Origin of the sequence: Micromonospora arida (genome assembly GCF_042873195.1) — a bacterium.
Taxonomy (GTDB): Bacteria; Actinomycetota; Actinomycetes; order Mycobacteriales; family Micromonosporaceae; genus Micromonospora; species Micromonospora arida.
In genome coordinates, this window is record NZ_JBIALC010000002.1 from 446,830 (window position 1) to 469,593 (window position 22,764).

Genomic DNA, 22,764 nt, shown 5'->3' on the forward strand with positions numbered 1-22,764 from the left:
CGCGAGACTATCGGCCACGGCTCTGCCGCGGCGGGTGTGGCCCAGAAGACGCGCCGCCACCGGGCCCCGGCCGCGCCGCGTCCGGGCCGGCCCGCGCCGCGCCCGTCGCGCTGTCCGGGCCGTCGCCGGCCGGTTCCGGCCGCGCGTGCGCCGCAGATGATTCCGGTACGCCCACCGCCGGGTCGGACCGGGCGGGCCCGCCCGGCTCCCGGCTGGCCTGCGCCGGCTGGCCGGCGCGCGGCAGCCCGTCGGGTGGGCTCACCGCACACGCGAGCACCGGAATCTCCCGGGTCGGCAGATCCGAGCGCACCTCGGCAACCCGGTACGTGTCGCGGCCGGCCGCCTTGGCCGCGTAGAGCGCGTCGTCGGCGGCCTCCAGCACCTCCCGCCCGGTGCTGCCGTTGTCCGGGAAGACGGCGATGCCCACCGACACGGTCACCAGGACCGGCCCGGCGTACGCCTCGACGGCGATGGGCGTGTCGCGCACCGCCGCGCCGAGCCGCTCGGCCACGATCGCCGCGCCCCGCGCGTCGGTCTCCGGCAGCAGCAGCACGAACTCCTCACCACCCTGGCGGAAGGCCAGGTCGACCTCACGGATCTCCCCGCGCACCCGCCGGGCGAACTCGGCCAGGACGGTGTCCCCCGCGGCGTGCCCGTAGGTGTCGTTGACGTCCTTGAACCGGTCCAGGTCCAACGCGAGGACGCTGAGCATCCGCCCGAAGCGGCTGGCCCGTTCCACCTCCCGCCGGATCGACTCGCGCAGGTAGCGGTAGTTCCACAGCCCGGTGAGCGGGTCGGTGAGGGAGAGCCGCTGCGCTTCCTCGTGCACCCGGACGTTGTCCACCGCCACGGCCGCGTGGCCGGCGAAGGTGCGCAGGGTGGCCAGGTCGTCGTCGTCGAACTCGTCGGCGCCCAGCCGGTCGTAGAGGGCCAACACACCGAGCGCGGCCGCCGCGCCCGCCTCGTCGACCGACCCCGAGGGCCCGCCGAGGGTGGCCGTGGCACCGCCGGCCGGGGCGGCGAACGGAACCGCGACGTAGGTGCGGCAGCGCGGCTCACCCGTTGGCGCCTCGGTCGGCTCCGTCCTGCCCCGCTGCGGTTCCCCGGTGGCGGCGACCTCACCGACCACGCCGACGCCGACCGGCACCCGGAGCGTCTGCGACCCGTCCGCCTCCTCGGCCGGCCAGCGCCCGTCCAGCCCCTCGGTGCACTGCGCGACGAGCACCCCGCCGGTCTCCACCAGCAGCACGGCACCGGCACGCGCGCCGGTGGCCCCGATGGCACTGCGCAGGATCACCCGCAGGATGCGTTGCAGGTCGTGCGTGCTGGCCAGGGTGTCGCCCAGCACCGCGAGGTGCCCGCGCAGCTGATCCCGGTTGCTGGTCAACGCCGCGACGTAGGAGCCGGTCTCCCGGGTCATCCGGTTGAACGCGGCGGCCAACCGTCCCAACTCGTCGCGACTGCGTACCGGCACCCGGGCGGTCAGGTCGCCCTGGGCCACCCGGTCGACCGCACCCGCCAGCTCCGCCAGCGGCCGGGTGGTCACCCGGGCCAGCCGCCAGGCGGCCAGCACGGCGAGCAGCCCGGCCAGCACGACCACCCCGAGCAGCGTGGCGTGCAGCCCCGGTGGCCGTTCACTGGGCACGGAGAGCACCAGTGGCAGCGGCTGCGCGTCGGAGGGCCCGAGCCTGCGCACGTACCGGCCCTCGTTGGTCTCGGTGACCTGCTCGCCCCGTACGCCGACGGCGGCGGCCAGCACCGCGTCGCGGACGTCCCGGGACTCGGTCGTGTGGGTGACCCGCGCGGCGCTCGCCCCACTGTCGAGCAGGGTGACCGCCACCCCGGTCACCGCCGCCAGTCGGGCCACGAAGGCCGGGTCGACCAGTTGCGCGGCGGTCACCGTGCCCAGCCGGGTGCCGGCGCGATCGTGCAGGTCGACCTGGGCGGCCAACGCACGGACCGGGCCGGTCGAGCCTGGGTTCGAGCCCTCGGTCGCGCCGGCGCAGTTCTGCCACTGGGTCGACGGAGCGCCGGGCGACAGGTAGGTGACCTGGCCGGCCACGTCGGTGATCAGCACCGCGGCGGCCAGTCCCCGGCCGACCAGTTGCGCGGCGGCGACGGCCGGATCGGCGGTGAGCGCCACCGCGTCGGCGGTGGCGCGTAGCTGCTGGCAGAGCGCGTCGACCGAGGTACGAACGGTGGACGCCGCCACCGCCAGGCGCTCGGTGGAGCGGCTGCGGTCAACGGCCGCGAGGGTGGAGGCGACGAAGAGCGCGCCGAGCAGGACCGGCCCGAGCACCACCACGAGGAAGGCTGCCGTCAACCGCCCGCGTAGCGTCACTCGGTCCCCCCGGAAGTTCCGCCTCCGTTGCTTGCGATGCTGACACAGTGCAACCGTGGGAGAGGCGTTGCGTCAGGAGTGTTGCGTGCCGGAATTTTCTGATGAAGCGGAAGTGACCCGGATGGCGAAGCGGGACACCCGCGTCGAGCTGCTCGCTCGCCGCCGGTCGCTGCCCGCCGTCACCCGGGCAGCCGCCGCCGGGCGCGTGCAGGCCGAGCTGGTCGCACTGGTACGCAGACTGCGCCCACACCGGATGACGGCGTACGTGCCGGTCGGCTCCGAACCGGGCGGCGGCGACCTGCCCGAGGTGCTGCGGGCGGCGCTGCCGGCGGACGCCGAGTTGCTGCTGCCGGTGCTCCTCGCCGACCTGGATCTGGACTGGGCGGCGTATACCGGGCCGGATGCCTTGATCGCGGCGGGACGGGGTATCCGCGAACCGGTCGGTGCCCGTCTCGGGGTGACCGCCGTGGCGCACGCGGAACTCGTGGTCGTACCGGCTCTCGCTGTCGACCGCCACGGTCGGCGGCTCGGGCGCGGCGGCGGCTCGTACGACCGCGCACTCGCCCGGGTACCCGGTGCAACCCTGACGGTGGTGCCGCTGCACGACGGTGAGCTGGTCGAGGCGCTGCCGGCGGAGCCCCACGACCGTCGGGTGCGCGCGGTCGTCACTCCCGCCGACGGGGTGCGTACGCTTGACGGCGGCCCGGGAGCGGCGCACGGTGTCGCGCCCCACACGTCTGCTGGACGAACCCGGGGCGAATGACGCACCATTGGCACTCGAATACGTCGAGTGCCAACTGGCTGAGCCCAGATCCGGAGGAGAACGTGCCCACGTACCAGTACGCCTGCACCACGTGCGGTCAGCAGCTCGAGGCGGTGCAGTCCTTCTCTGACGAGCCGTTGACCGAGTGCCCGGCGTGTCAGGGGCGGCTGCGCAAGGTCTTCAACTCGGTCGGCATCGTCTTCAAGGGTTCGGGCTTCTACCGCACCGACTCCCGGGCTTCCGGTTCCGAGACGACCGCCGCCGGCACGGCCACCAAGCCAGCGAAGTCCGAGTCGTCCTCCGGTGACAGCTCCTCGTCCTCGTCGTCCTCTTCGGGGTCCTCGTCCTCGTCCGGGTCGTCCTCGGGCTCGTCGTCCTCCTCCGGGTCGTCCTCGGGGGGATCGGGCGGCGGCAAGGCGGCGGCGGCCAGTTCCACGTCCTGATCCCGGATTCCTTGATCTTGAGTCGATCAAGGCGGCTGCCATAGCAGATCGCGCCGACGGATGCGCGTTTTCCACAGGCCGGGCGGTTGTCCACAGGCGTCGGCCGTGGGTCGGCCGAGGCGGCCGGAACTGCCTAGCCTCCCGTACACGGGTGCCACTGCGGCGCTCGGGGACGGGAGGCGGCAGAGGCGATGGTCGATCCGGATTCCGCGCGGGCGTTGCGCCCGCTGCGCCAGTTCACTTCGCCCAGCGGGCGCACCCTGCTCCGGGCCGGTCTGGTCGCCGCGCTGCTCGGCCTGGCCGCCGCAGTCCTGCACACCCCGGCCGGATGCCCGCCGGCCGCCGTGCCCTCCGACGCACCATCGGTGGCAGACCGAACCCCGCCACCACAGACTCCACCGCCGTCAGCGGGGGCCCGAAACGGAGGGGGCTGACCCGCTCACCGACGGTGGGTACGACCACCACGGGCAGGTTCTGCTTCGAAGCCGTCCTGCCCGGCCATCGCAAGGCCGGCTGATGGATCGACGTCGTGGGGGTCTGGGCGAGCCACCCGAGGTCAGTCCCAGTGCGGGGGGCGTTCGGCGAGCAGCCAGTCGTCGTTGCCACCCGACCGCTCGCCCCAACCACGGTCGGTGTCGTCAGAGGTCTGCTCGGGCAGCACCACGAAGTCTTCGCTCAGGTCGACGGCGCGGTCATCGTCTCCACGTGCGCCGTGCGTGCCAGGGTCCTCGGTGCTCACGAGCGGCAAGACTAGCGCAGCCGACGGCGGTGGACCGGGCCATCGGCGGCGGCGACGCCGGCCAGGCCGGCCGGACCGCCGACCGTGGGCGCGCCGGCCAGAAGCGACCGAGCCGCCGGTGGCGTTGGTAGCGTCGGACGGCGTGACGACCCCCAGCGGTGGCAGCACCCCGGACGACTACTGGCGACGGCCCGACACCGGTGACGACGCGGTGGGTACTACCAGCGAGAACGACGGCCCGCCGCCGGCCGGGCAGACCGGTCCTGCGCCAACAGGCGGTACCTCCAGCGGATACGCCGGCCCGCCGCCGAGCGTGCCGCCCCCGGCGGGTTGGCGTCCACCCGTACACCTGCAGCCGGCGGCGCCGCGACAACTGCCACCGCAGGACATGGCCGGCCTGGATGCGGCCGAGCAGCGCTCGCAGCGGGTCACCTACGGCTTCGGGGCTGCGGCCGGCGTGGTGCTTCTCGTGCTGCTCTGTCTGCTCTGCTCGCGAGTCATCTTCTGATGCCATCCCCGGGGCAGCAGCGGCGAGCAGCAGCTCAGAGGGTGGTGCCCCAAACCGTCTCGGCACCGGAGTGGCCGGTCAGGTAGACGTAGACCAGGGCGGCAATGGAAAGCCCCACGGCCGCTACCGCCAGCACCGGGATGACCAGCGCGGGCAGTTGCGGCACCCGGGGGTGCCCACTCGTCGCCACGAGCAGCAGGATGGCCACGATCCCGAGCGGCACCACGACGCGTAACAGGATGTCACCGTAGCGGGAGTGCTCGAAGATCTGATCGAGGATCGGCCCCTGGAAGCCCCGGGCCACCAGCGCGTCGGTGAGTGCCTCACCCGACTTGACCGCGACGTAGGCGGTCACCGGCGCGGCCACGGCGAGGAGGCCCAGGGCCCAGTCCAGCCGGTGCCGCCACCGTGGTAGCCCCACGTACGCGATGGCCAGCACCGCCAGCAGCGGCACGAACACGACGACCGCGTGGATTACCAGGACGTGCACCGGTAGACCCAGGATCTCCTCGAACATCGAACCCTCCAGGTGGATCATGGTCAGGGGTGGTCAGCCTATGGTCCGCCGATCGTCCCCAGGCTCTCGACCGGTGACACGCGCGCCGCGTCGATCGGGTTCATTTTCTGGGCCATACTCCCGATCTTGCCTGGCTGTGTCGGTGGCCACCCGGAGCGGGCGACAGTTGTCGATGCGGGTCGGGCGTGTTGTCATTGCCCAATGTCCGGTGCCGAGGAGCTGCTGCGGTCGAGGGGCCTGCGTGTCACGCGGCCACGCCTCGCGGTGCTCGACGTGCTGGCCGGCGGCGGCCACCTGGAGGTCGACGAAATCACCCGGCGGGTTCGCGAACGCCTCGACTCGGTCTCCACCCAAGCGGTCTACGACGTGCTGGGCGCGCTGTCCCGGGCCGGACTGTCGCGCCGGATCGAGCCGGCGGGCAGTCCCGCCCGTTATGAGGCGCGGGTGGGCGACAACCACCACCACGTCGTCTGCCGGGGCTGCGGCGAGATCGCCGACATCGACTGCGCGGTGGGCAGCGCCCCGTGCCTGGAGCCGAACAGCGCGCACGGGTTCGAGGTGGACGAGGCCGAGGTGACCTTCTGGGGCCTCTGCCCGGGCTGCCGGGCCCGCCGCTCCGCCGACGTCTGACCAGCGGCACCGGCGGCACGTGACCGGCGAGGGCGGCCCAACCGTGGCACTCTTGAGCGGTGGACTCCGATGACCTCGGCCTTTTCGGTCCGGGTTCGGTCACGTGGAAGGTGCACGAGGAGCCGATCCTGATCGTCGCCGGCCTGCGCTCGCTCTACCTCCAGGCGTTGCACCCCCGGGCCATGGCCGGGGTCGCGCAGAACAGCAACTACCGCACCGACGCCTGGGGCCGACTGCTCCGCACCGCGACCTACGTGGAGACCACCGTGTACGGGACCACCGCCGAAGCGGAAGCTGCCGGCGCCCGACTGCGCCGTCTGCACGACCGGATGCGAGCCACCGACAGGCTCACCGGTGAACAGTTCCGGATCGACGAACCGGACCTGCTGCGGTGGGTGCACGTGACCGAGGTCGAGTCGTTCCTGAGCACGGCCCGACGCGCCGGACTGCCGCTGAGCGACGACGAGGTTGACGGCTACTACACCGAGCAGCGCCGCGCCGCCGCCCTGGTCGGCCTGGACCCGGCCACCGTCCCGGGGACCGCCGCCGAGGTCGCGGACTACTACGAGGCCGTACGGCCACAGTTGCGGATGACCCGGGAGGCCGCCGAGACGGCGGTGTTCCTCACCGCCCCGCCGCTGCCGTGGAAGCTCAGCCTGCCGGTCCGGTTGGGGCTCACTCTGGGCCCGCCACGCTGGGCGTACCTGGGGATCGCCGGCACCGCGTTCGCGCTGCTGCCGGGGTGGGCGCGTCGGATGTACGGAGGTCTCGGTCTACCGACCACCGCGCTGTCGGCGGACCTGAGCGTGCGCGCGCTGCGGCTCGCGTTCGCCGCCGTCCCCCGCCGCTACCTGGAGGGGCCGTTGATACAGGCAGCCAAGGAGCGGGCCGCGCGGCACACCGCCGCCTCAGTGGCCGGCTGACCTGACCCTCGGCAGGGCCGATCAGCCGCCGGCGGGCCGGTCCATGGCCGCCCACGGCTCCTTGCCCGGGGCCTGCGCGCCCGTCGGGCAGTGCCGCCGGAAGTCGCACCAGCCACAGCGCGGGCCGGGTGCCACCGGGAAAGCCTCGTCCGCGTCGGCGCCGTCGGCGACTGCCCGCTCGGCGGCCATGATGTCGCGGGCTGTCTCTTCCGCGCGGGTCAGTTGTCGGGCCAGCGACTCGACGCTGTGGTCGTGGCCGGCGACCGTGCCGGTCGGCAGGTGGTGCAGCTCCACCCGGCGGCACGGCCGACGGAACACACGCTCGGCGGCGTAAGCGTAGAGCGCCAGCGCCTGCGAGCCCCGCGCGTCGTCCGTGTCCAGCCCGGTGCGGCCGGTCTTGTAGTCGACGATGACCAGCTCCGGCCCCTCGGGGCCGGGCCGCGAGTCGATCCGGTCGGCGCGACCGTTGAAGGCCAACACCGCGGTCTTGACCGCCACCACCCGCTCCACGCCGAGCGGGTCGGAATCCGGCTCCAGCGTCTCGACGTACGCCTCCAGCCATCCCAACGCCCGCCGGTAGGCGGCCCGCTCCTGCTCATCGTCGCGGTAGCCCTCACGGACCCAGGTGCCCTTGAGCAGCGTGGCCAGCGCCTCGGGACGCCGCCGGTCGGCGGGCAACGCATACCAGTTCTTCAGGGCGGTGTGCACGCTGGCGCCGAGCGAGTTGTGCGCCCACGGCGGGCCCTTGGGTGGGGCGGGCCGGTCGACGTAGGAGTAGCGGTAGCGACGCGGGCAGTCCGCGTACGCGCCGAGCTTGCTCGGGGTGCAGACGAACAGCCGCTCCGGCATGCCCTCGAAGCCGAGCTGCTCGGCGTCACCGGCGCGCTGCCGCGGGGCCCGGCCGCCGGCGGCCGGCCGCCCCGCTGATGAGGATCGTCGCACGCCTGCGATCCTGCCATCCACCTCCGACATCGCGCGCGTGCCGTCAGGCCATGTTCACGTACTGCGTGACGAAGGCGGCCACCGCGTCGGCGATGAGCTGCACGGCGATCGCGGCCAGCAGCAGGCCGGCGATCCGGGTCAGCACCTCGATCCCGCCCGGCCGGAGGATCTTCACGATGCCGCCGGAGAAGCGCAGGACGATCCAGACGGCGACCATCACGGCGAGGATCGCCACGGCGATGGCGCTGAACTCTCCCAGCCCGTCGGCCTGCTGGACGAAGAGCATGGTGGCCACGATGGCACCCGGGCCGGCCAGCAACGGCGTGCCCAGCGGCACCAGCGCGATGTTGGAGGTGACCTGCTGGCTCGGGTCGTCGGCCTTGCCGGTCAGCAGCTCCAGGGCGACGAGCACGAGCAGCAGCCCACCGGCCGCCTGCAACGCCGGCAGGTCCACGTGCAGGTAGTCGAGCAGGGTCTGCCCCGCCACCGCGAAGATCACGATGACGCCGAGCGCCAACGCGACGGCCTGCCAGGCTGCCCGGTTGCGGTCGCGGGCGGGCAGCGGGCCGGTCAGCGCCAGGAAGATCGGCATCATGCCCGGCGGGTCGGTGATCACCAGCAGGGTCACGAAAACCTCGCCGAACAGCTTCAGATCCACGTGAGCAACCTAGTCGCGCCGCGATGGGCGAAATACCCGGATCAGCCTGAAGCGACCTCGGTCACCCCCTCGGCGACGATCCGCTCGTACGCCTCGACGCTGGTGCTAAAAGCGCCGAGTTGGACGGTCTTGTGGGTGCCGTGAAAATCCGAGGAGCCGGTGACGAGCAGACCCAGCTCGGCGGCGAGCGCCCGCACGTGTTCCCGCTCGGCCGGGCTGTGGTCCTCGTGGTCCGTTTCGAGCCCGGCGAGCCCGGCGGCGGCCAGCTCGGCGATCAGCTCGTCGGGCACCACCCGGCCACGTCGGGTGGCTCGCGGGTGGGCGAAGACCGGCACACCCCCCGCCTCCCGGACCAGTCGAACGGCCCGGAACACGTCGATGTCCTCCTTGGGCAGCCGGTACCGCTCGCCCAGCCAGTCCGGGCCGAACGCCTCCCGGACGCTGTCGACCAGGCCGGCGCGGATGAGTGCCTGCGCGATGTGCGGACGTCCCACGGTGCCGCCACCCGCGCCGGCCAGGATGTCCGGCCAGTTCACGTCGATGCCGTCGGCCTGCAGGAGGCCGACCATCCGTTCGCCACGCTCTTCCCGGGCGGCCCGGACCCGCGCCAGCTCGGCCACCAGCTCCGGGTGGTCCGGGTCGAACAGGTACGCGAGCAGGTGCAGCGGCACCGCCGGCTGCGCGCCGGACCAGCGACACGACAACTCGGCACCCCGGATCAGACGCAGACCTGGCGGCAGCGCGCCCACGGCCGGCGCCCAGCCGGCCGTGGTGTCGTGGTCGGTGATCGCCAGCACGTCCAGCCCGGCGTGAAAGGCCGCGCCGACCAGCTCGGCCGGGGTCAGCGTGCCGTCGCTGGCCGTCGAGTGGGCGTGCAGGTCGATCCGGGGGGCGGAGCCGGTACGCGAGGTCACCGCCCGACGTTACCGAGGAAACAGCGAGCCCGGTTCACATGGGCCACCCGGGGTCAGAAGCCCTGCACCAGGATCGGTCGCTCTCCGGCTGGCACGCCGGGCACCGCAGCGGGGCTGGCGGGCTTACCCGCCCACACCCGGCCGACGTCGACCCGGACCAGTTCGCCGGTGCCGTCGAGGTAGGAGGCCTCGGTCTCGTCGCTCCACACGACCGCACCGGTCATCGGCGGCCCGGCCGCAACGGCTGTCGCACCCGGCCCGAGCCGCTGCAGGTCGACCAGCAGGGACCGATCGGCCGTGCCGCTCTCACCGTTGACCAGCAGCCACCGCCCGTCCGGCGAGACCCCACCGATGCCGTCCCGGCCCAGGTCTGGACCGCAGCCGGTGCGTACCGGGTCCAGACGACGCGTCGGGGTGAGGATGGCGAGGCAGGTCCGGCCCGGATCGGTCGTGGTGACCTGACCGACGAGCCGTCCGTCGGGCAGCCGCCCGTAGACGTTGAGGCTCTTCCGGTCGAGGGCCTCGGGCAACGGTCCCGCACCGGGCCGCCAGAGGGTGTGACCGGCGCTGGCCGGGTCGAGTTGGACCAGCACGCTGTCATCGACGAACCGGACAGGCTCCGCCGTCGCCGGAACCGGGGTGCGCACCGCCCCGATGAGTTGGGTGCCGACCACGCCCGCCACCAGGAGATCGTCCCCGTCGCGCCAGGCCACCTGAAGGCTGTCCGGGGCCAGGACGATCGCGCCGGCGCCGGCCAGCAACACCTGCACCAGGCCGTCGTCCTGCACCACCCACAGGGAGCGTCCTGCGGTGCTCGGCGCGCCGACCACCAGCCAACCGCCGCCGCTGGGCAGCGGCTGGACGTGTTCGGCCGGCCCGACATCGGGCAGCACCAGCCGCCGTCCGTCGGCGTTGACCAACGTCTCGCTGAAGATGAGGGAGGTCGACGTCTTGGGCGAGGGGGCCGAGCCGGGAACGCTGGCCGTCGGGAGCGGTCGGTTGGTCGGGTCCGGGTCGCCGATCACGACGATGGGTGAGCCGTCCCGCCTGGTCTCGGCACCGAGCTGGGCCATGCCGGCGCTGAGCAGCACGGTGGTGACCGCCGCGAGGGCGAGGCCGGCGGCGCTGCGTCGACGCCGGACACGGTTCGCGCGGCGGATGGCCTGGCCGGCCGGATCGACGCTCAGTGGGCGGGCAACGGCGACCTGGTGCGAGAGTGTCTCCCGCACCGCACCTTCCAGCTCGTCAGGCCGCACCTGGTATGAACGCTGCGGGCCGTCCGTCAGGTTGTCGCGCCGGCCCGGGAACTGACTCACTGCTGTTCCCCGGAGCCCGTGCCGACGGGCACGGCCGCCGGGGCGGTGGGCAGCACGACCTGCGGGGTGATCGCACGCGGAACGGCGGGGCGCGGCGCGGCCGGGCGGGGCGCGGGTCGGCCAGCCGCCCGTTCGGGACGGGGTGTGGCAGCGGCACCGGTCGCCGGGACTCGCCCGGTCCGGGAACCCGAGCCCGTCGTCCGGCCGGCGGCACCGGTCGCGGCCCCTGCACCGGCGGCAGCGGCCGACCGGCCGGCGATGCCGGCGGCGGCCGCGAGCTCCGGTGCGTCCGCGCCCAGTCGCCGACGCAGCGTGGCGAGCGCCCGGGACGCCTGGCTCTTCACCGTGCCCGGTGAAATGTCCAGCATCGCGGCGGTCTGCGCCTCCGACATGTCCTCGTAGTAGCGCAGCACCAGCACTGCCCGCTGCCGGTTGGGCAACTCCCGCAGATGCCGCCAGAGCAGGTCACGGTCAAGTTGCTGCTCGATCTCGTCGACGCCGGCCCGTTCGGGCAGGACCTCGGTCGGGCGCTCGCCGTGCCAGCGCCGCCGCCACCAACTGGTCGACGTGTTGACCATCACACGCCGGGCGTACGGCTCGACCGCCTCGATTCCGCCGAGCCGCTTCCACGCGAGGTAGGTCTTGGTCAGCGCCGTCTGGAGCAGATCCTCGGCCGTAGCCCAGTCGCCGGTGAGCAGGTAGGCGGTGCGTAGGAGCGCGGCGGAGCGGGCCGCGACGAACTCGCGGAACTGCTCCTCCAACGAGTCCTTGCTCGCCACCGCCCACCTCCACACCCCTGCCGTCCTGGCAGAGTGCCACGTCAGGGGCGCTCTGGTCCATGACGAAAGGTGCGCACTTGCTCCGATGTTCGGTCGAAAACCTTCACGCCCCGTCGTCGGCCTTGGCCTCGTCGGCCTCCTTGCCGAGCCGCGCCTCGACGGCCTGAGGCTCGTACATCTCCTCGACGACGCGCAGGTAGAGCTCGTTCGGGTTGGGCAGGTTCTTGATCTCGCGAAGCGCCTGCTCCTGGCCGGCGGACTCCAGCACGAACGTGCCGTAGTTGAGCGCCCGACCGGTCGGGGTCTGCTCGTACTTCATGTCGGTGACCCGGACCAGCGGCATCATCGCCACCTTGCGGGTGACGATGCCGTTGACCACCATGACCCGCTTGTTGGTCAGAATGAACCGGTCATACCACCAGTCGGCGACCTTCCACGCCACCCAGCCCATCACCGCGAACCACAGCAGCACGGCGATGGTGGTCAACGCGCCGACGTCCTGGCCGGCGAGGAAGCCGGAGAGGTAGCCGAGCACGAAGGTCGCCGCGACACCGATCAACAGCGGGTTGGTGAGGTGGATCCAGTGTCGCTTCCACTCGCCCCGATAGCGCTCGGTGGGGAAGAGGTAGCGAGCCACCAGCGAACTGGGCTCGTCTTCCAGGGGCAGCACCCGCCGAGGGGTCGAGCCGGTCGCGTCGGCGCGCAACCCGGCCAGCTCGTCCTCGGAGATCTGCGGCGGCTGGTAGCTGGCCTCCGGATCACGGATCCACCCCCGACCGGAACGACCCTGGCCGGCATAGCCGGGCCCGTCGCCATAGCCGACGTCGTCCGAAAGGGACGGACCGTCGGACAGGCCGGGACCGGCCCCGTAGCCCGGGCCGTCATCAGGCCCGATCCGCGGGATCGGCTCGGTGTCTCGCTCGCGACGTTCCCGGTCGGGGTCGTCCGGGTCGAAGGGTGGACCGGAGGGGCTGCCCATCGGCGGCTAGGCGACGAGGCTGGTGAAGAAGTCGCCAAACCCCTGGGCGATATCCATGATCCCGCCGCCGAGCGACTTGAACACGTCCGCCGCCGAGTTTGGCCGGTAGGCGACGAAGAAGATCAAGAATGCGATTCCGGCCCAGGTGAGGACCTTCTTGACCATGGCGGGCCATCCTCTCGCGCGGCGCCGGGTCCCATTACCGCAGCGGCACCCAGAGTATCAGTGTGGTGTCGTACAGTGAATATCTGCGTCCGTTCTCCGTCAATCCGGAAGAGTTGTCAAGCTCTACCGGGTAGATACGGGGACGGTGCGCCGTACACGAGCTCGGGCGGAGTCCACTCGGTCAGGTCGTGTAGCACGACGTCTTCCGCGAGCAGGTGACCCGCACTCGCCGGCCAGGCTATCGCATGGAGCCACATTCCCCGAGCCTCGCCGGCGTACGCGCTTCGATCCGTTGGTGAATTCACCAACCACAGTGGAGTAGGGTGCCCGCCGACCTTGATCTTCGCCTGTCCGACGTGGTCAGGGTGACCCGACCCCGGGTCGGTCAACGCGTCCACCAACTCCGGTCCCGGATCCGGGCCGGTCAGACCGGCGAGCCGGGTGCCCAGGCCGACACCGGGTTCCTCGGCCACGAAGACCAGATCGGCCGGACCACCACCGAGCGGCGCCGGGCCTGCGCAGGCCACCACTGTCGCCCGCACGCCCGTCCGGTCGTCCCCGGCGTACGCCACGCCGGTGAGTGTCCAACCGGGCGGCAGCGGCCACGGGCACCACAACGGCGTCACCGGCGGATCGCCGGTCGCGGTGATCCGTTCCACCACGCTCGCCACGATGTCGGCTCCGATGTGCTCGGGCACGTGCAACGGCGGCACCGGGCCGCAGCGCACACACCTCGAGTCGGTGTTCATCAGATCCGGCGCCCTTACCGGGCCCCCGCATCTCGGACAACTCACCGCGACACTCACATCCCCACCGTCTCCCCGGACCGTCGGCACGTCAAGCCGGAACGTCCGATTCGGCACCGTACGTGGGTCAGTCCGGCGGCGTACCGGCGTGCGCACGGATCCAGGCGTGCATGGCGATTCCGCTGGCCACGCCGGCGTTGATCGACCTCGTTGAGCCGTACTGGGCGATGGAGTAGAGCTGGTCGCAGGCGGCACGGGCCGGCGCGGAGAGACCGGGCCCCTCCTGGCCGAACAGCAGCACGCAGTCCCGCGGCAGGGTGCCGGTCTCCAGCGGACGCGACCCGGGCAGGTTGTCGATGCCGAACACCGGTAGCTGCCGCTCGGCCGCCCACGCGACGAACTCCTCGATCGTCTCGTGGTGCCGTACGTGCTGGTACCGATCGGTCACCATCGCGCCGCGTCGGTTCCACCGTCGCCGTCCGACGATGTGCACCTCGGCGGCGTTGAACGCGTTGGCGTTGCGCACCACAGTGCCGATGTTGAAGTCGTGCTGCCAGTTCTCGATCGCGACGTGGAAGCCGTGCCGGTGCCGGTCCAGGTCGGCGACGATCGCCTCGTGCCGCCAGTAGCGGTAGCGGTCGACGACGTTGCGCCGGTCCCCCTCCGCCAGCAGTTGCGGGTCGTAACGGCTGTCGTCCGGTGGGTCCCCCGGCCAGGGGCCCACGCCCACCTCGAGCTGGTCGTCGGTCACGGTCATCAGAGGGTACGGACCGCGTCGGCGCCGGGCGCGGCGACCTGCCGGTCAGCCCAGGTCGAGGGCGGCACCGAGCCGGTCCAGGAAGCGCCGGTCCGCCGGGCTGGCCGGTGGGTCCACCCGGCGCGCGCCGGTGCCGGGCACCGCGCGACAGACCCGGGCCGCGACCGACTGCACCCACTGGCGGTACGCGGCCGAGTCGGCGGGGTCGGCCCGTCGCCGGAGGACCCGGCTCGCCGCACGGCAGGCGGCCAGCAGGTCCACCAGGTCGGTGAGCCGCTCGGTGGGTTGCGGGGTGCCGTCGTGGCGGGCGTAGATCGTGGCGACCACCGCACGGACCAGGTCGCTGTCGGAGGCTCGGCCCGCGGCCACGGCATCCAGGCCGGCCAGGCCGGCCATCACTCCACGCTCCGTCCGCCCAGGACCGGGTGCCGCGGCGGCCACGAGAACCCGACCGGGCAGGCCGGTGAGCAGATCCCACTCGGCGGCGGAGTAGACAGCGGTGGTCAAGGGTGCGGCTCGGCGGCCGGCAGAGGACGGCTCTCCCGCTACGGAGTGGCTCATCGGAACCTCCGGCGTCAGCATATGCCCCGCGACGGGCACAGGACCCCTTCCCCAGCAGACCCGCGGTGGGGAAAGGGCCCTGTGTTCGTCGACGGTCGAGCCCGCCGCGACTGTCAGCGCGGCTCGGGGAAGCTGGGTCGCTCCGGATCCACTCCGTCGGGCACCGCGGCGGCCGCGTACTCCCGCTTGGGAACCATGACCTTGCGTCGGAAGACGCAGACCATCGTGCCGTCCTGGTTGTAGCCGCGGGTCTCCACCGACACCACGCCCCGGTCGGGTTTCGAGCCGGACTCACGCTTGTCCAGCACCGTGGTCTCGCCGTAGATGGTGTCGCCGTGGAAGGTCGGCGCCACGTGCCGCAGCGACTCGACCTCCAGGTTGGCGATCGCCTTGCCACTCACATCGGGTACGGACATGCCGAGCAGCAGCGAGTAGATGTAGTTGCCGACCACGACGTTGCGCTTGAACTGGCTGGCCGTCGCGGCGTAGTGCGCGTCCATGTGCAGCGGGTGGTGGTTCATGGTGAGCAGGCAGAAGAGGTGATCGTCGTACTCGGTGACGGTCTTGCCCGGCCAGTGCCGGTAGACCGCGCCGACCTCGAACTCCTCGTAGTAGCGACCGAACTGCATGCTGGTCCCTTCGACGGGCGGCGATGGAGTTCGGCACAGCATGCCTTACCGATGGTTAAGGCGACCGGCGGGGCGCGACGGCGGCGGAAATGTCACACCGGCCACTCGCCTGGGGGGAGACGCAATGAGCGGCGGGGCCCTCCCCGGCACCCGCCGCCCACGCTCTGATGTGAGGAATTCTGCCCTACGCCTGCGTAGGTTCAACAGAGATCGCGGTCACATTTATCTTTTTGTAACACTACTGTGAGTGACGAAGCAGAGGTTGATCAGCGATCTCTGCAGGCCGGATACCTCCTTGTCAAGGCCCAAGTTACCGATTCGTAGCGCTCAATCGCGTGGATCTCCCTGGAAACGCTCCCATCACCGCAGGTCACGCAAGTGCGTCATGCACTTGCGTTCCGCAGGTCGGGTGTGAACAGATGCGCATCGATGACCTGCGGCACCCCCCGGCAGCCCCGGGCACGTTTCGTGCCCCACCGCCCGGGAATTCGATACGGTCAGCCCTGGTTCTACGGGACGTAGATAAACCGCGGTGATCGGAGAGTGCAATGGCAACCGTTGAGCTGACCTCGACGAACTTCGACGAGGTGACCGGCAACGACGGCATCGTCCTGGTCGACTTCTGGGCCGACTGGTGTGGTCCGTGCAAGCGGTTCGCCCCGGTCTACGAGCGCTCCTCGGAGAAGCACCAGAACATCGTCTTCGGCAAGGTCGACACGGAGGCTCAGCAGGAGCTGGGCGCGAAGTTCGACATTCGGTCGATCCCGACGATCATGGCGATCCGTGACGGCGTCATCGTCTTCGCCCAGCCGGGCGCCCTTCCCGAGTCCGCGCTGGAGAACCTGATCGAGCAGGTCGAAGCGCTGGACATGGACGACGTCCGCAAGCAGCTGGCCGAGCACAACCACTGAGTCGTTCCCACGACGACACGCGAGGCCGGGCCCGATGCGGGCCCGGCCTTCGTCGTACCCCCACCGACTCCCACATGATCACCTGCCTGGTCAGGCCGAACTGGCCGTCGGAGGGACCCGAGGCCGTCGGTACATCCCGTATCGTCACGACCCGATGGAGAACCTGACCACCCGCGGGCGCGTGACCCGGCTGGGCGCGACCGCACTCGGCCTCGTCCTGCTCGTCGTCGGCACCTTCTGGGGCAGCGACGACGATTTCCCGTTCGGCCCGTTCCGGATGTACTCCACCTCCAACCCGCCGAACGCACCCGCACCCGACACCCGCGTCGAGGGGGTGAACAGTTCCGGGGTGGTGGTCGACCTCGACCAGAACGCGACAGGCATCCGCCGCGCCGAGATCGAGGGTCAGCAGGCCCGATACGCCGCCGACCCGACGCTGCTCACCGAGGTCGCCGACGCGTACGCCGAACGCCACCCGGACGCCCCCGCGCTGGTCGAGGTCCGCATCGTCATCCGCTGGCACGGCATCCGCGCCGGCCGACCGACCGGTCAACACACCGACCAGACCGTCGTCCGCTGGCAGGCCACCCGATGAACCGCTGGCTGACCGAGGCCGTACCCCGGGGCCGGGTGGCCGCCTTCCGCACCCTGATCTACCTGTTCGTCGCCGCCGATCTGGTGATCTTCACCCCCTGGGTACGCACCCGGGTCAGCGTGCCCGGCGACCTGTACCAGCCACTCCTGATCGGCCGCCTGCTCCCACTGCCGACGCCAACAGAGACGCTGGTGACGGTGATCTTCTGGGCGTTGCTGCTGCTCGCCCTCCTCGCCGCCACCGGCCGAGCGCCCCGGCTGCTCGGCTGGGCGGTGTGCGCGCTGTACCTGGAGTGGATGATCATCGCGATGAGCTACGGGAAGGTCGACCACGACCGGTTCGGGCTGCTCGTCGCACTGGCCGTGCTGCCCACCGCCGGTCGCGCCCGACACGGCGACACCACCCGCACCGAGGCCGGCGGCTGGGCGCTACGTGTCACCCAGATCGCGGTGATCTGCACGTACTTCCTGGCCGCCTTCGCCAAGCTGCGCTTCGGCGGTCTGGACTGGCTGACCGGCTCGGTCCTGGCCCGTGCGATCATCCGACGCGGCACCGACCTGGCGGACCTCATCGCCCAGGTGCCGTACCTGCTGATCGTCGCCCAGTTCGGCATCGTGGCGTTCGAGCTGCTGAGCCCGATGGTCTTCTTCCTGCCACCCCGCTGGCGACTCGCCATGGTCGGCTTCTTCTACTCGTTCCACGCAGTCACCATCGCGACCATCACGATCTCGTTCGCGCCGCACCTGGCCGCGATGACCAGCTTCCTACCGCTGGAGCGGGTGCGCCCGCTGGTCCGGGCACGCCGGCTGATCGGGCGTGCCCCTTCCGAGGCGACGACGGATGCTCCGGAACCGCGCCCGGCCGAGGTCGACCCGGTGCCGGCCGACCAGGGCCCGGTGGCAGCCGGCGCGGGGCCGGCGCTCGACGGTCAGACGCCGGTGGTCGGGCGACCGGTCGGGCCATAGAGCCGCTCCCGGGCCTCCTGAGGCAGGGAACAGGCCGCCGTGCCACCGGGAAGTCGGTGCCGGTTGCGCGCCACCCAGCGGTACAACGGCCAGGCCGCCACGCGTACCGGAGGAATCCGCAGGCCGGCGCCGGCGACCCGCCAGAGCGGACCACTCGCGGCGAGCAGCTTCGCGATGGCGTCCGGACCGGCCGCCCGCGAGCCGTCCGCGCCGACCCACTGGACGGCCTCCTCGCACTCGGCCACGGTGAGGCCGAGCGCGTCCAGGTCGGCGAACTGCCAGGGCACCACCCGTGCGGCGGTGGGGATGCGGCGCTCGATGAACTGCGCACAGCTCGTGCAGAACGCGCAGTCCCCGTCGTAGACGAAGGTCGACGTCTCCATGGTGTCCATCCTCCCCTCTCCGACCACCCGGACGCCCACCGGTGTACGGCGGGTCACTTGCGCTTGCCTCGTACACGTGTTCGAATAGTGGCCATGCGCTGGGACAACCTCACCGCTCCCCCGGTCGAGGGAGACCCCGAGCGGGCAGCGCCAGCGACGCCACCCCTGCCGCTGGCGCTGCCCGGCGCCGTCGCCCGCACCTTCGACACCCCCGAGTTCGCCGGGATGACCTTCTACGAGGTGCAGGCCAAGTCCATCCTCAACCGGGTGCCTGGGCAGTCCCGCGTCCCGTTCGAGTGGACGATCAACCCATATCGGGGCTGTTCTCATGCATGTCGCTACTGTTTCGCGAGAAATACTCACACTTATCTCGATCTCGACGCCGGTGCGGACTTCGACCGGAAGGTGATCGTCAAGGTCAACGCCGGTGAGCTGGTCCGGCGGGAGCTGGCCGCGCCGCGCTGGCGGGGCGCGCACGTGGCGATGGGCACCAACGTGGACTGCTACCAGCGGGCCGAGGGTCGCTACCGGCTGATGCCGCAGATCATCGGCGCCTTGCGGGACTTCGCCAACCCGTTCTCGATCCTCACCAAGGGCACCCTGATCCTGCGCGACCTGCCGCTCCTGCGCCAGGCCGCCGAGGTGACCAGTGTGGGCATCTCCTTCTCGGTGGGGTTCGTCGACGAGCACCTGTGGCGCACCGTCGAGCCGGGCACACCGCACCCACGCCGCCGACTGGACGCCGTCCGGGCGCTCGCCGACGCCGGCTTCTCCGTCGGCGTGCTGATGGCCCCGATCCTGCCCGGCCTCAGCGACAGCGACGAGTCGATCGAGGCAACGGTCTCGGCGATCGCCGCCGCAGGCGCGACGAGCGTGACAGCCCTGCCCCTGCACCTGCGTCCCGGCGCCCGGGAGTGGTATGGGCACTGGCTCGCCCGCGAGCACCCGCACCTCGTGCCCCGCTACCGCGAGCTCTACCGGGCCGGCGCGTACGCGCCGCAGACGTACCAGCGGGAGTTGACCGCGCGGGTGCGGATCGCCGCCCGCCGGCACGGGCTGCACCGCGGCGAGCGGGGCGACAACCGCAGCCTGCCCGAGCCGCCGCCACCGTCGGCGGCCGAGCAGCTGACCTTGCTGTAGTCGGAGCTACAGTCGGCTGGTGCGTACCGCTCAGCAGATCCTCGCCGACTCCGCCGTGATCGCCGTCGTGGGCGCGTCCCGCGACCCGTTCAAGGCCGCGCACGGCGTGCCGTTGCAGATGCAGCAGTACGGCTGGCGCATCATCCCGGTCAACCCGACCGTCGACGAACTGTTCGGGGAGCGGGCCTACAAGACCCTCGCCGACATTCCGCACCCCGTCGACCTGGTGGACGTGTTCCGACCGGCGGCCGACGCCGTGCAGGTGGTCCGGGACGCGGCGGCGATCGGTGCCCCCGCGGTCTGGCTGCAACTGGGCATCGTCTCGGCCGAGGCGCGGCGGATCGCCGAGGAGGCCGGCATGGACTACGTCGAGGACCGCTGCCTCATCGTCGAACGCGCCGCCGCCAACCTGACCCGCCTACCCTGACCCACCCCCACCCCCACCCCCACCCCCGCCCCCGCCGCGATCTTGCACTTACTGTCGCGACAAACCCGGCATGAGGGTCAATCGGACAACCGAAAGTGCAAGATCGCGAGGGTGCAGGGCGTGGACTTAGAGCTTGTACTCCTTGAGGAGACCTCGGGAGATGATGGTCTTCTGGATCTCTGAGGTGCCCTCGCCGATGAGCAGGAACGGGGCCTCCCGCATCAGCCGCTCGATCTCGTACTCCTTGGAGTAGCCGTAGCCGCCGTGAATGCGGAACGCCTCCTGGACGACCTCGGCGCAGTATTCCGAGGCGAGCAGCTTGGCCATCCCGGCCTCCACGTCGTTGCGCTGGCCGGCGTCCTTGAGCCGGGCGGCGTTGACCATGAGGGCGTGCGCGGCCTCGATCTTCGTGCCCATCTCGGCGAGCTTGAAGGCGATGGCCTGGTGCTTGGCGAGCGGCTGGCCGAAGGTCTTGCGCTGCTGGGCGTACTGCACGGCCAACTCGAAGGCGCGGATGGAGATGCCGCAGGCACGGGCGGCCACGTTGACCCGGCCCACCTCGATGCCGTCCATCATCTGGTAGAAGCCGCGGCCCACCTGGTCGGCGCCACCGAGGATCGCAGAGTCGGGCACTGTCACCCCGTCGAGCACCATCTCGGTGGTCTCGACGCCCTTGTAGCCCATCTTCTCGATCTTGCCGGGGATGGTCAGCCCGGGGGCGGTCTCGCCGAAGCCCGGCTCCTTCTCCAGCAGGAAGGTGCTCATGTTGCCGTACACCGACTCCGCGCCGGTGTCGGTCTTGACCAGGGTGGCCACCACCGAGGAGTACGCCCCGTTGGTCAGCCACATCTTCTGCCCGTTGAGCACGTAACGGTCGCCGTCGCGGACGGCCCGGGACTTGATCGCGGAGACGTCGGAGCCGGTCTCGGGCTCGGACATGGAGAACGCGCCGCGCACCTCGCCGGTGGCCATCTTCGGCAGCAGCCGAGCCTTCTGCTCGGCGGAGCCGTGCTGGGAGATCAGGTACGCCACGATGAAGTGGGTGTTGACGATGCCAGAGATCGACATCCAGCCCCGGGACAGCTGCTCCACCACCAGCGCGTAGGTGAGCAGCGACTCGCCGAGCCCGCCGTACTCCTCGTCGATGGTGAGGCCGAACAGCCCCATCTCGCGCATGCCGTCGAGGATGTCGGTGGGGTATTCGTCGGCGTGCTCCAGCCGCTGCGCGTGCGGGATGATCTCCTTGTCGGCGAAGTCCCGAACGGTCTCCAGGATCGACTGCTGCACATCGGTCAGGCCGGGCGTCTGGGCGAGTCGAGCCATCTCAGCCTCCGAGGATCAGCGCACTACTCATGGGTAACTGAACGCTGGGTCAGTATCGGCCCCTCGGGTCGACGAGGCCAAGGTGACCAGTCCACACAACCGCTGTGAAAAGGTTCACCGCTGCGGGTAGCGTCCGGCAAGAGGGACTTTTCCGGCACCGGCAGGAGGAGGACAGCTGTGAGCTACCCGCCGCCGTCGGGACTGCCCGAGGACGAGCCGCCGCCGTCACCCTACGAGCCACCGAAGGACCAGTCGCCGTACGCGCCACCGCCGGCCGGTCAGCCGCCGTCCGCGCCGCAGCCGGACCAGCCGGCGTACGAACTGCCAGCGGAACGCTCACCGTACGGACCGCCGGCGGGCGAACCGTCGCCGTACGGCCACCAGGGGCCGCAGCAGTCGGCGCACTGGAGCCAGCAACCGCCGTACCCCCCGCAGGGCCCCTACGGCCAGTACGGCCCACCGCCGTCCGGGCCGGGTCGGGGCACCAACGTGCTGGCGATCCTGTCACTGGTGTTCGCCTTCGTCTTTCCGCCAGCCGGCGTCGTCCTCGGCCACGTGGCCAAGCGGCAGATCCGCACCAACGGCGAGGAGGGCGACCAGCTCGCGACCTGGGGGCTGATCCTTGGCTACGTCTTCACCGGGCTCACCGTGCTGGCCTGCTGTGGCTGGCTGGCGCTGGTGGCCTTCAGCAACACCGGCGACAGCGGCAGCTACTGACGAACGGGCCGGTGCGGACCGGCACCGTCAGCGGAAGCGGGCCTCGCGGACGCTGTTGCCGCCGTCCACCACCAGCATCTGCCCGGTGATGTACGAGGCAGCCGGCGAGCAGAGGAAGCTGATCGCCGCGGCGACCTCGTCCGGCGTGCCCGGTCGCCCCACCGGGGTGCCCAGTCCCTGCTTGATCTCGGCCATGGTGGACGCCGCGGTGTAGATGGTGCCCGGTGCCACCGCGTTGACGGTCACCCCGTCGGCGATCATCTCCATGGCCAGGGCCCGGGTCAGCCCGACGACCCCGGCCTTCGCCGCGGCGTACGCGGCCTCGGTGGGCAGGGCGTTGACCGGGCCGGCCGTGGCCGCCAGGTTGACGATCCGACCCCAACCCCGCTCGGCCATCCCCCCGATGAACGCCCGGCTGCACAGGAACGCGGTGGAGAGGTTGCGGTCGATCTCGCCGCGCCACTCGTCGTAGGTCAGCTGCGCTACCGGCCGCAGCACCCCCTGGCTGGCGCGACTGGCCAGGCCGGCGTTGTTGACAAGCACCTCGACGTCGCCCAACTGCTCGGCGACCGCATCGGCCAGCGCGCCGACCTCGGACTCGTCGGTCAGGTCCGCGACGAAGCCGGTCACCCCCAGCTCGGTCGCCCGCTCGTGGATGCGTCGGGTGGTGGAGACGATGGCCACCCGCGCGCCCAGGTCGGCGAGTCGCCGGGCGGTGGCATAACCGATGCCGTCCGGGCTGCCCGCCCCGGTGACCAGGGCGACCCGCCCGTCGAGGCGCATGGTGACCGGGTCGGTGAGCGCGACCGGCTCGTCGGGGCCGGGACTGCCCGCCGGGGCGGCCGTCCGGGCGCGCCGGGCAGCGCCCGGGCGGCTGACGTCCCGTCGGGGTCGACTGCCGGAGCGGTCCGCGGCGCGCGCGTCGTATGCCATGTCAGGGATCCTGCCCGTTACGACCGGCCCGAGCAACGCGGCACCCGGAAGCAGGGGCGT

At 71.6% G+C, this 22,764-nt stretch carries 29 protein-coding genes and 1 pseudogene; 12 read left to right on the forward strand and 18 right to left on the reverse strand.

What is annotated here, in order from left to right; genetic code table 11:
• Positions 1 to 7: 7 nt before the first annotated feature.
• The gene (locus ACFYP0_RS08690) at positions 8 to 2,341 is read right to left on the reverse strand and encodes a diguanylate cyclase (protein ID WP_386995132.1); all 2,334 of its coding nucleotides are present in this window, start codon (positions 2,339 to 2,341) and stop codon (positions 8 to 10) included.
• Between the two features lie 85 nt (positions 2,342 to 2,426).
• Between ACFYP0_RS08690 and ACFYP0_RS08695 the strand changes: the two genes are divergently transcribed.
• On the forward strand, positions 2,427 to 3,104 hold the full coding sequence (locus tag ACFYP0_RS08695; RefSeq protein ID WP_386995134.1) for a 5-formyltetrahydrofolate cyclo-ligase: 678 nt from the start codon (positions 2,427 to 2,429) through the stop codon (positions 3,102 to 3,104).
• Positions 3,101 to 3,307: pseudogene (locus tag ACFYP0_RS08700) on the forward strand (FmdB family zinc ribbon protein); the annotation flags it as partial. The gene ACFYP0_RS08695 and the pseudogene ACFYP0_RS08700, both read left to right, overlap by 4 nt.
• A gap of 14 nt (positions 3,308 to 3,321) precedes the next feature.
• Here the strand turns inward: ACFYP0_RS08700 and ACFYP0_RS08705 are convergent.
• Positions 3,322 to 3,540 (reverse strand): hypothetical protein, encoded by a 219-nt coding sequence (locus ACFYP0_RS08705; protein ID WP_356977594.1) that lies wholly within the window; start codon positions 3,538 to 3,540, stop codon positions 3,322 to 3,324.
• A gap of 198 nt (positions 3,541 to 3,738) precedes the next feature.
• Between ACFYP0_RS08705 and ACFYP0_RS08710 the strand changes: the two genes are divergently transcribed.
• On the forward strand, positions 3,739 to 3,981 hold the full coding sequence (locus ACFYP0_RS08710) for a hypothetical protein (protein ID WP_356977374.1): 243 nt from the start codon (positions 3,739 to 3,741) through the stop codon (positions 3,979 to 3,981).
• 122 nt (positions 3,982 to 4,103) lie between these two features.
• Here the strand turns inward: ACFYP0_RS08710 and ACFYP0_RS08715 are convergent, their stop codons facing one another.
• A complete protein-coding gene (locus tag ACFYP0_RS08715; protein WP_124863025.1) occupies positions 4,104 to 4,286 on the reverse strand; it encodes a hypothetical protein in 183 nt (60 codons plus the stop codon).
• Between the two features lie 142 nt (positions 4,287 to 4,428).
• On the opposite strand from ACFYP0_RS08715, the gene ACFYP0_RS08720 reads away from it, so the two are divergent.
• Positions 4,429 to 4,794, forward strand: coding sequence for a hypothetical protein (locus tag ACFYP0_RS08720; RefSeq protein WP_356977376.1), 366 nt, complete (start codon positions 4,429 to 4,431; stop codon positions 4,792 to 4,794).
• 34 nt (positions 4,795 to 4,828) lie between these two features.
• On the opposite strand, the gene ACFYP0_RS08725 is transcribed toward ACFYP0_RS08720, so the two are convergent.
• A complete protein-coding gene (locus ACFYP0_RS08725; RefSeq protein ID WP_091397283.1) occupies positions 4,829 to 5,311 on the reverse strand; it encodes a DUF2231 domain-containing protein in 483 nt (160 codons plus the stop codon).
• Between the two features lie 201 nt (positions 5,312 to 5,512).
• Between ACFYP0_RS08725 and ACFYP0_RS08730 the strand changes: the two genes are divergently transcribed.
• Both ACFYP0_RS08730 and ACFYP0_RS08735 read left to right on the forward strand, forming a co-directional pair.
• Positions 5,513 to 5,941: a Fur family transcriptional regulator gene (locus tag ACFYP0_RS08730; RefSeq protein WP_112581661.1), complete on the forward strand. Its 429-nt coding sequence runs from the start codon at positions 5,513 to 5,515 to the stop codon at positions 5,939 to 5,941.
• 59 nt (positions 5,942 to 6,000) lie between these two features.
• Positions 6,001 to 6,864: an oxygenase MpaB family protein gene (locus ACFYP0_RS08735; protein WP_356977378.1), complete on the forward strand. Its 864-nt coding sequence runs from the start codon at positions 6,001 to 6,003 to the stop codon at positions 6,862 to 6,864.
• Positions 6,865 to 6,885: 21 nt separating this feature from the next.
• Here the strand turns inward: ACFYP0_RS08735 and ACFYP0_RS08740 are convergent, their stop codons facing one another.
• The 11 genes from ACFYP0_RS08740 to ACFYP0_RS08790 form a co-directional block, all read right to left on the reverse strand.
• Positions 6,886 to 7,836 carry a RecB family exonuclease gene (locus tag ACFYP0_RS08740; protein WP_386995139.1) on the reverse strand — a complete coding sequence of 317 codons (951 nt, stop codon included), beginning with the start codon at positions 7,834 to 7,836 and terminating at the stop codon, positions 6,886 to 6,888.
• Positions 7,837 to 7,849: 13 nt separating this feature from the next.
• On the reverse strand, positions 7,850 to 8,464 hold the full coding sequence (locus ACFYP0_RS08745; RefSeq protein ID WP_091394729.1) for a MarC family protein: 615 nt from the start codon (positions 8,462 to 8,464) through the stop codon (positions 7,850 to 7,852).
• A 41-nt stretch (positions 8,465 to 8,505) separates the two neighbouring features.
• Positions 8,506 to 9,378 carry a PHP domain-containing protein gene (locus tag ACFYP0_RS08750; protein ID WP_124863037.1) on the reverse strand — a complete coding sequence of 291 codons (873 nt, stop codon included), beginning with the start codon at positions 9,376 to 9,378 and terminating at the stop codon, positions 8,506 to 8,508.
• Between the two features lie 53 nt (positions 9,379 to 9,431).
• On the reverse strand, positions 9,432 to 10,694 hold the full coding sequence (locus ACFYP0_RS08755) for a hypothetical protein (protein ID WP_355493865.1): 1,263 nt from the start codon (positions 10,692 to 10,694) through the stop codon (positions 9,432 to 9,434).
• Positions 10,691 to 11,473, reverse strand: coding sequence for a SigE family RNA polymerase sigma factor (locus tag ACFYP0_RS08760; protein WP_124863042.1), 783 nt, complete (start codon positions 11,471 to 11,473; stop codon positions 10,691 to 10,693). Before ACFYP0_RS08760 ends, ACFYP0_RS08755 begins: the two co-directional genes overlap by 4 nt.
• A 103-nt stretch (positions 11,474 to 11,576) precedes the next feature.
• Complete coding sequence (locus tag ACFYP0_RS08765; RefSeq protein ID WP_088951386.1) at positions 11,577 to 12,452, reverse strand: PH domain-containing protein; 876 nt, start codon at positions 12,450 to 12,452, stop codon at positions 11,577 to 11,579.
• Positions 12,453 to 12,458: 6 nt separating this feature from the next.
• On the reverse strand, positions 12,459 to 12,617 hold the full coding sequence (locus tag ACFYP0_RS08770) for a hypothetical protein (protein WP_007455302.1): 159 nt from the start codon (positions 12,615 to 12,617) through the stop codon (positions 12,459 to 12,461).
• 116 nt (positions 12,618 to 12,733) lie between these two features.
• Positions 12,734 to 13,480 (reverse strand): DUF6758 family protein, encoded by a 747-nt coding sequence (locus tag ACFYP0_RS08775; protein ID WP_355574981.1) that lies wholly within the window; start codon positions 13,478 to 13,480, stop codon positions 12,734 to 12,736.
• Between the two features lie 10 nt (positions 13,481 to 13,490).
• Entirely contained in the window at positions 13,491 to 14,114 is a 624-nt protein-coding gene (locus tag ACFYP0_RS08780) for a TrmH family RNA methyltransferase (protein ID WP_355493956.1), read from the reverse strand.
• Positions 14,115 to 14,165: 51 nt separating this feature from the next.
• Positions 14,166 to 14,702, reverse strand: coding sequence for a hypothetical protein (locus ACFYP0_RS08785; RefSeq protein WP_208741488.1), 537 nt, complete (start codon positions 14,700 to 14,702; stop codon positions 14,166 to 14,168).
• A gap of 92 nt (positions 14,703 to 14,794) precedes the next feature.
• Positions 14,795 to 15,310, reverse strand: coding sequence for a MaoC family dehydratase (locus ACFYP0_RS08790; RefSeq protein WP_030486570.1), 516 nt, complete (start codon positions 15,308 to 15,310; stop codon positions 14,795 to 14,797).
• Between the two features lie 548 nt (positions 15,311 to 15,858).
• Between ACFYP0_RS08790 and trxA the strand changes: the two genes are divergently transcribed.
• The 3 genes from trxA to ACFYP0_RS08805 all read left to right on the forward strand — a co-directional run bounded on the left by trxA (position 15,859) and on the right by ACFYP0_RS08805 (position 17,781).
• Positions 15,859 to 16,221, forward strand: a complete 363-nt coding sequence (gene trxA / locus ACFYP0_RS08795; RefSeq protein WP_007455291.1) for a thioredoxin — start codon at positions 15,859 to 15,861, stop codon at positions 16,219 to 16,221.
• A 154-nt stretch (positions 16,222 to 16,375) separates the two neighbouring features.
• Positions 16,376 to 16,816, forward strand: a complete 441-nt coding sequence (locus ACFYP0_RS08800; protein WP_355493864.1) for a hypothetical protein — start codon at positions 16,376 to 16,378, stop codon at positions 16,814 to 16,816.
• Complete coding sequence (locus tag ACFYP0_RS08805) at positions 16,813 to 17,781, forward strand: HTTM domain-containing protein (protein ID WP_355493863.1); 969 nt, start codon at positions 16,813 to 16,815, stop codon at positions 17,779 to 17,781. Before ACFYP0_RS08800 ends, ACFYP0_RS08805 begins: the two co-directional genes overlap by 4 nt.
• Here the strand turns inward: ACFYP0_RS08805 and ACFYP0_RS08810 are convergent.
• Positions 17,745 to 18,164, reverse strand: coding sequence for a thiol-disulfide oxidoreductase DCC family protein (locus tag ACFYP0_RS08810; RefSeq protein ID WP_355493862.1), 420 nt, complete (start codon positions 18,162 to 18,164; stop codon positions 17,745 to 17,747). The genes ACFYP0_RS08805 and ACFYP0_RS08810 overlap by 37 nt on opposite strands.
• 93 nt (positions 18,165 to 18,257) lie before the next feature.
• Here ACFYP0_RS08810 and ACFYP0_RS08815 point away from each other — a divergent pair, with 93 nt between their 5' ends.
• Positions 18,258 to 19,304 (forward strand): Rv2578c family radical SAM protein, encoded by a 1,047-nt coding sequence (locus tag ACFYP0_RS08815; protein ID WP_355493861.1) that lies wholly within the window; start codon positions 18,258 to 18,260, stop codon positions 19,302 to 19,304.
• Positions 19,305 to 19,323: 19 nt separating this feature from the next.
• Positions 19,324 to 19,731: a CoA-binding protein gene (locus tag ACFYP0_RS08820; protein ID WP_196928457.1), complete on the forward strand. Its 408-nt coding sequence runs from the start codon at positions 19,324 to 19,326 to the stop codon at positions 19,729 to 19,731.
• Positions 19,732 to 19,857: 126 nt separating this feature from the next.
• On the opposite strand, the gene ACFYP0_RS08825 is transcribed toward ACFYP0_RS08820, so the two are convergent.
• The gene (locus ACFYP0_RS08825) at positions 19,858 to 21,054 is read right to left on the reverse strand and encodes an acyl-CoA dehydrogenase family protein (protein ID WP_124863063.1); all 1,197 of its coding nucleotides are present in this window, start codon (positions 21,052 to 21,054) and stop codon (positions 19,858 to 19,860) included.
• A gap of 177 nt (positions 21,055 to 21,231) precedes the next feature.
• Between ACFYP0_RS08825 and ACFYP0_RS08830 the strand changes: the two genes are divergently transcribed.
• Positions 21,232 to 21,771: a DUF4190 domain-containing protein gene (locus ACFYP0_RS08830; protein WP_355493860.1), complete on the forward strand. Its 540-nt coding sequence runs from the start codon at positions 21,232 to 21,234 to the stop codon at positions 21,769 to 21,771.
• Positions 21,772 to 21,798: 27 nt separating this feature from the next.
• Here the strand turns inward: ACFYP0_RS08830 and ACFYP0_RS08835 are convergent, their stop codons facing one another.
• On the reverse strand, positions 21,799 to 22,704 hold the full coding sequence (locus tag ACFYP0_RS08835) for an SDR family NAD(P)-dependent oxidoreductase (protein WP_091394758.1): 906 nt from the start codon (positions 22,702 to 22,704) through the stop codon (positions 21,799 to 21,801).
• Between the last annotated feature and the right edge of the window lie 60 nt (positions 22,705 to 22,764).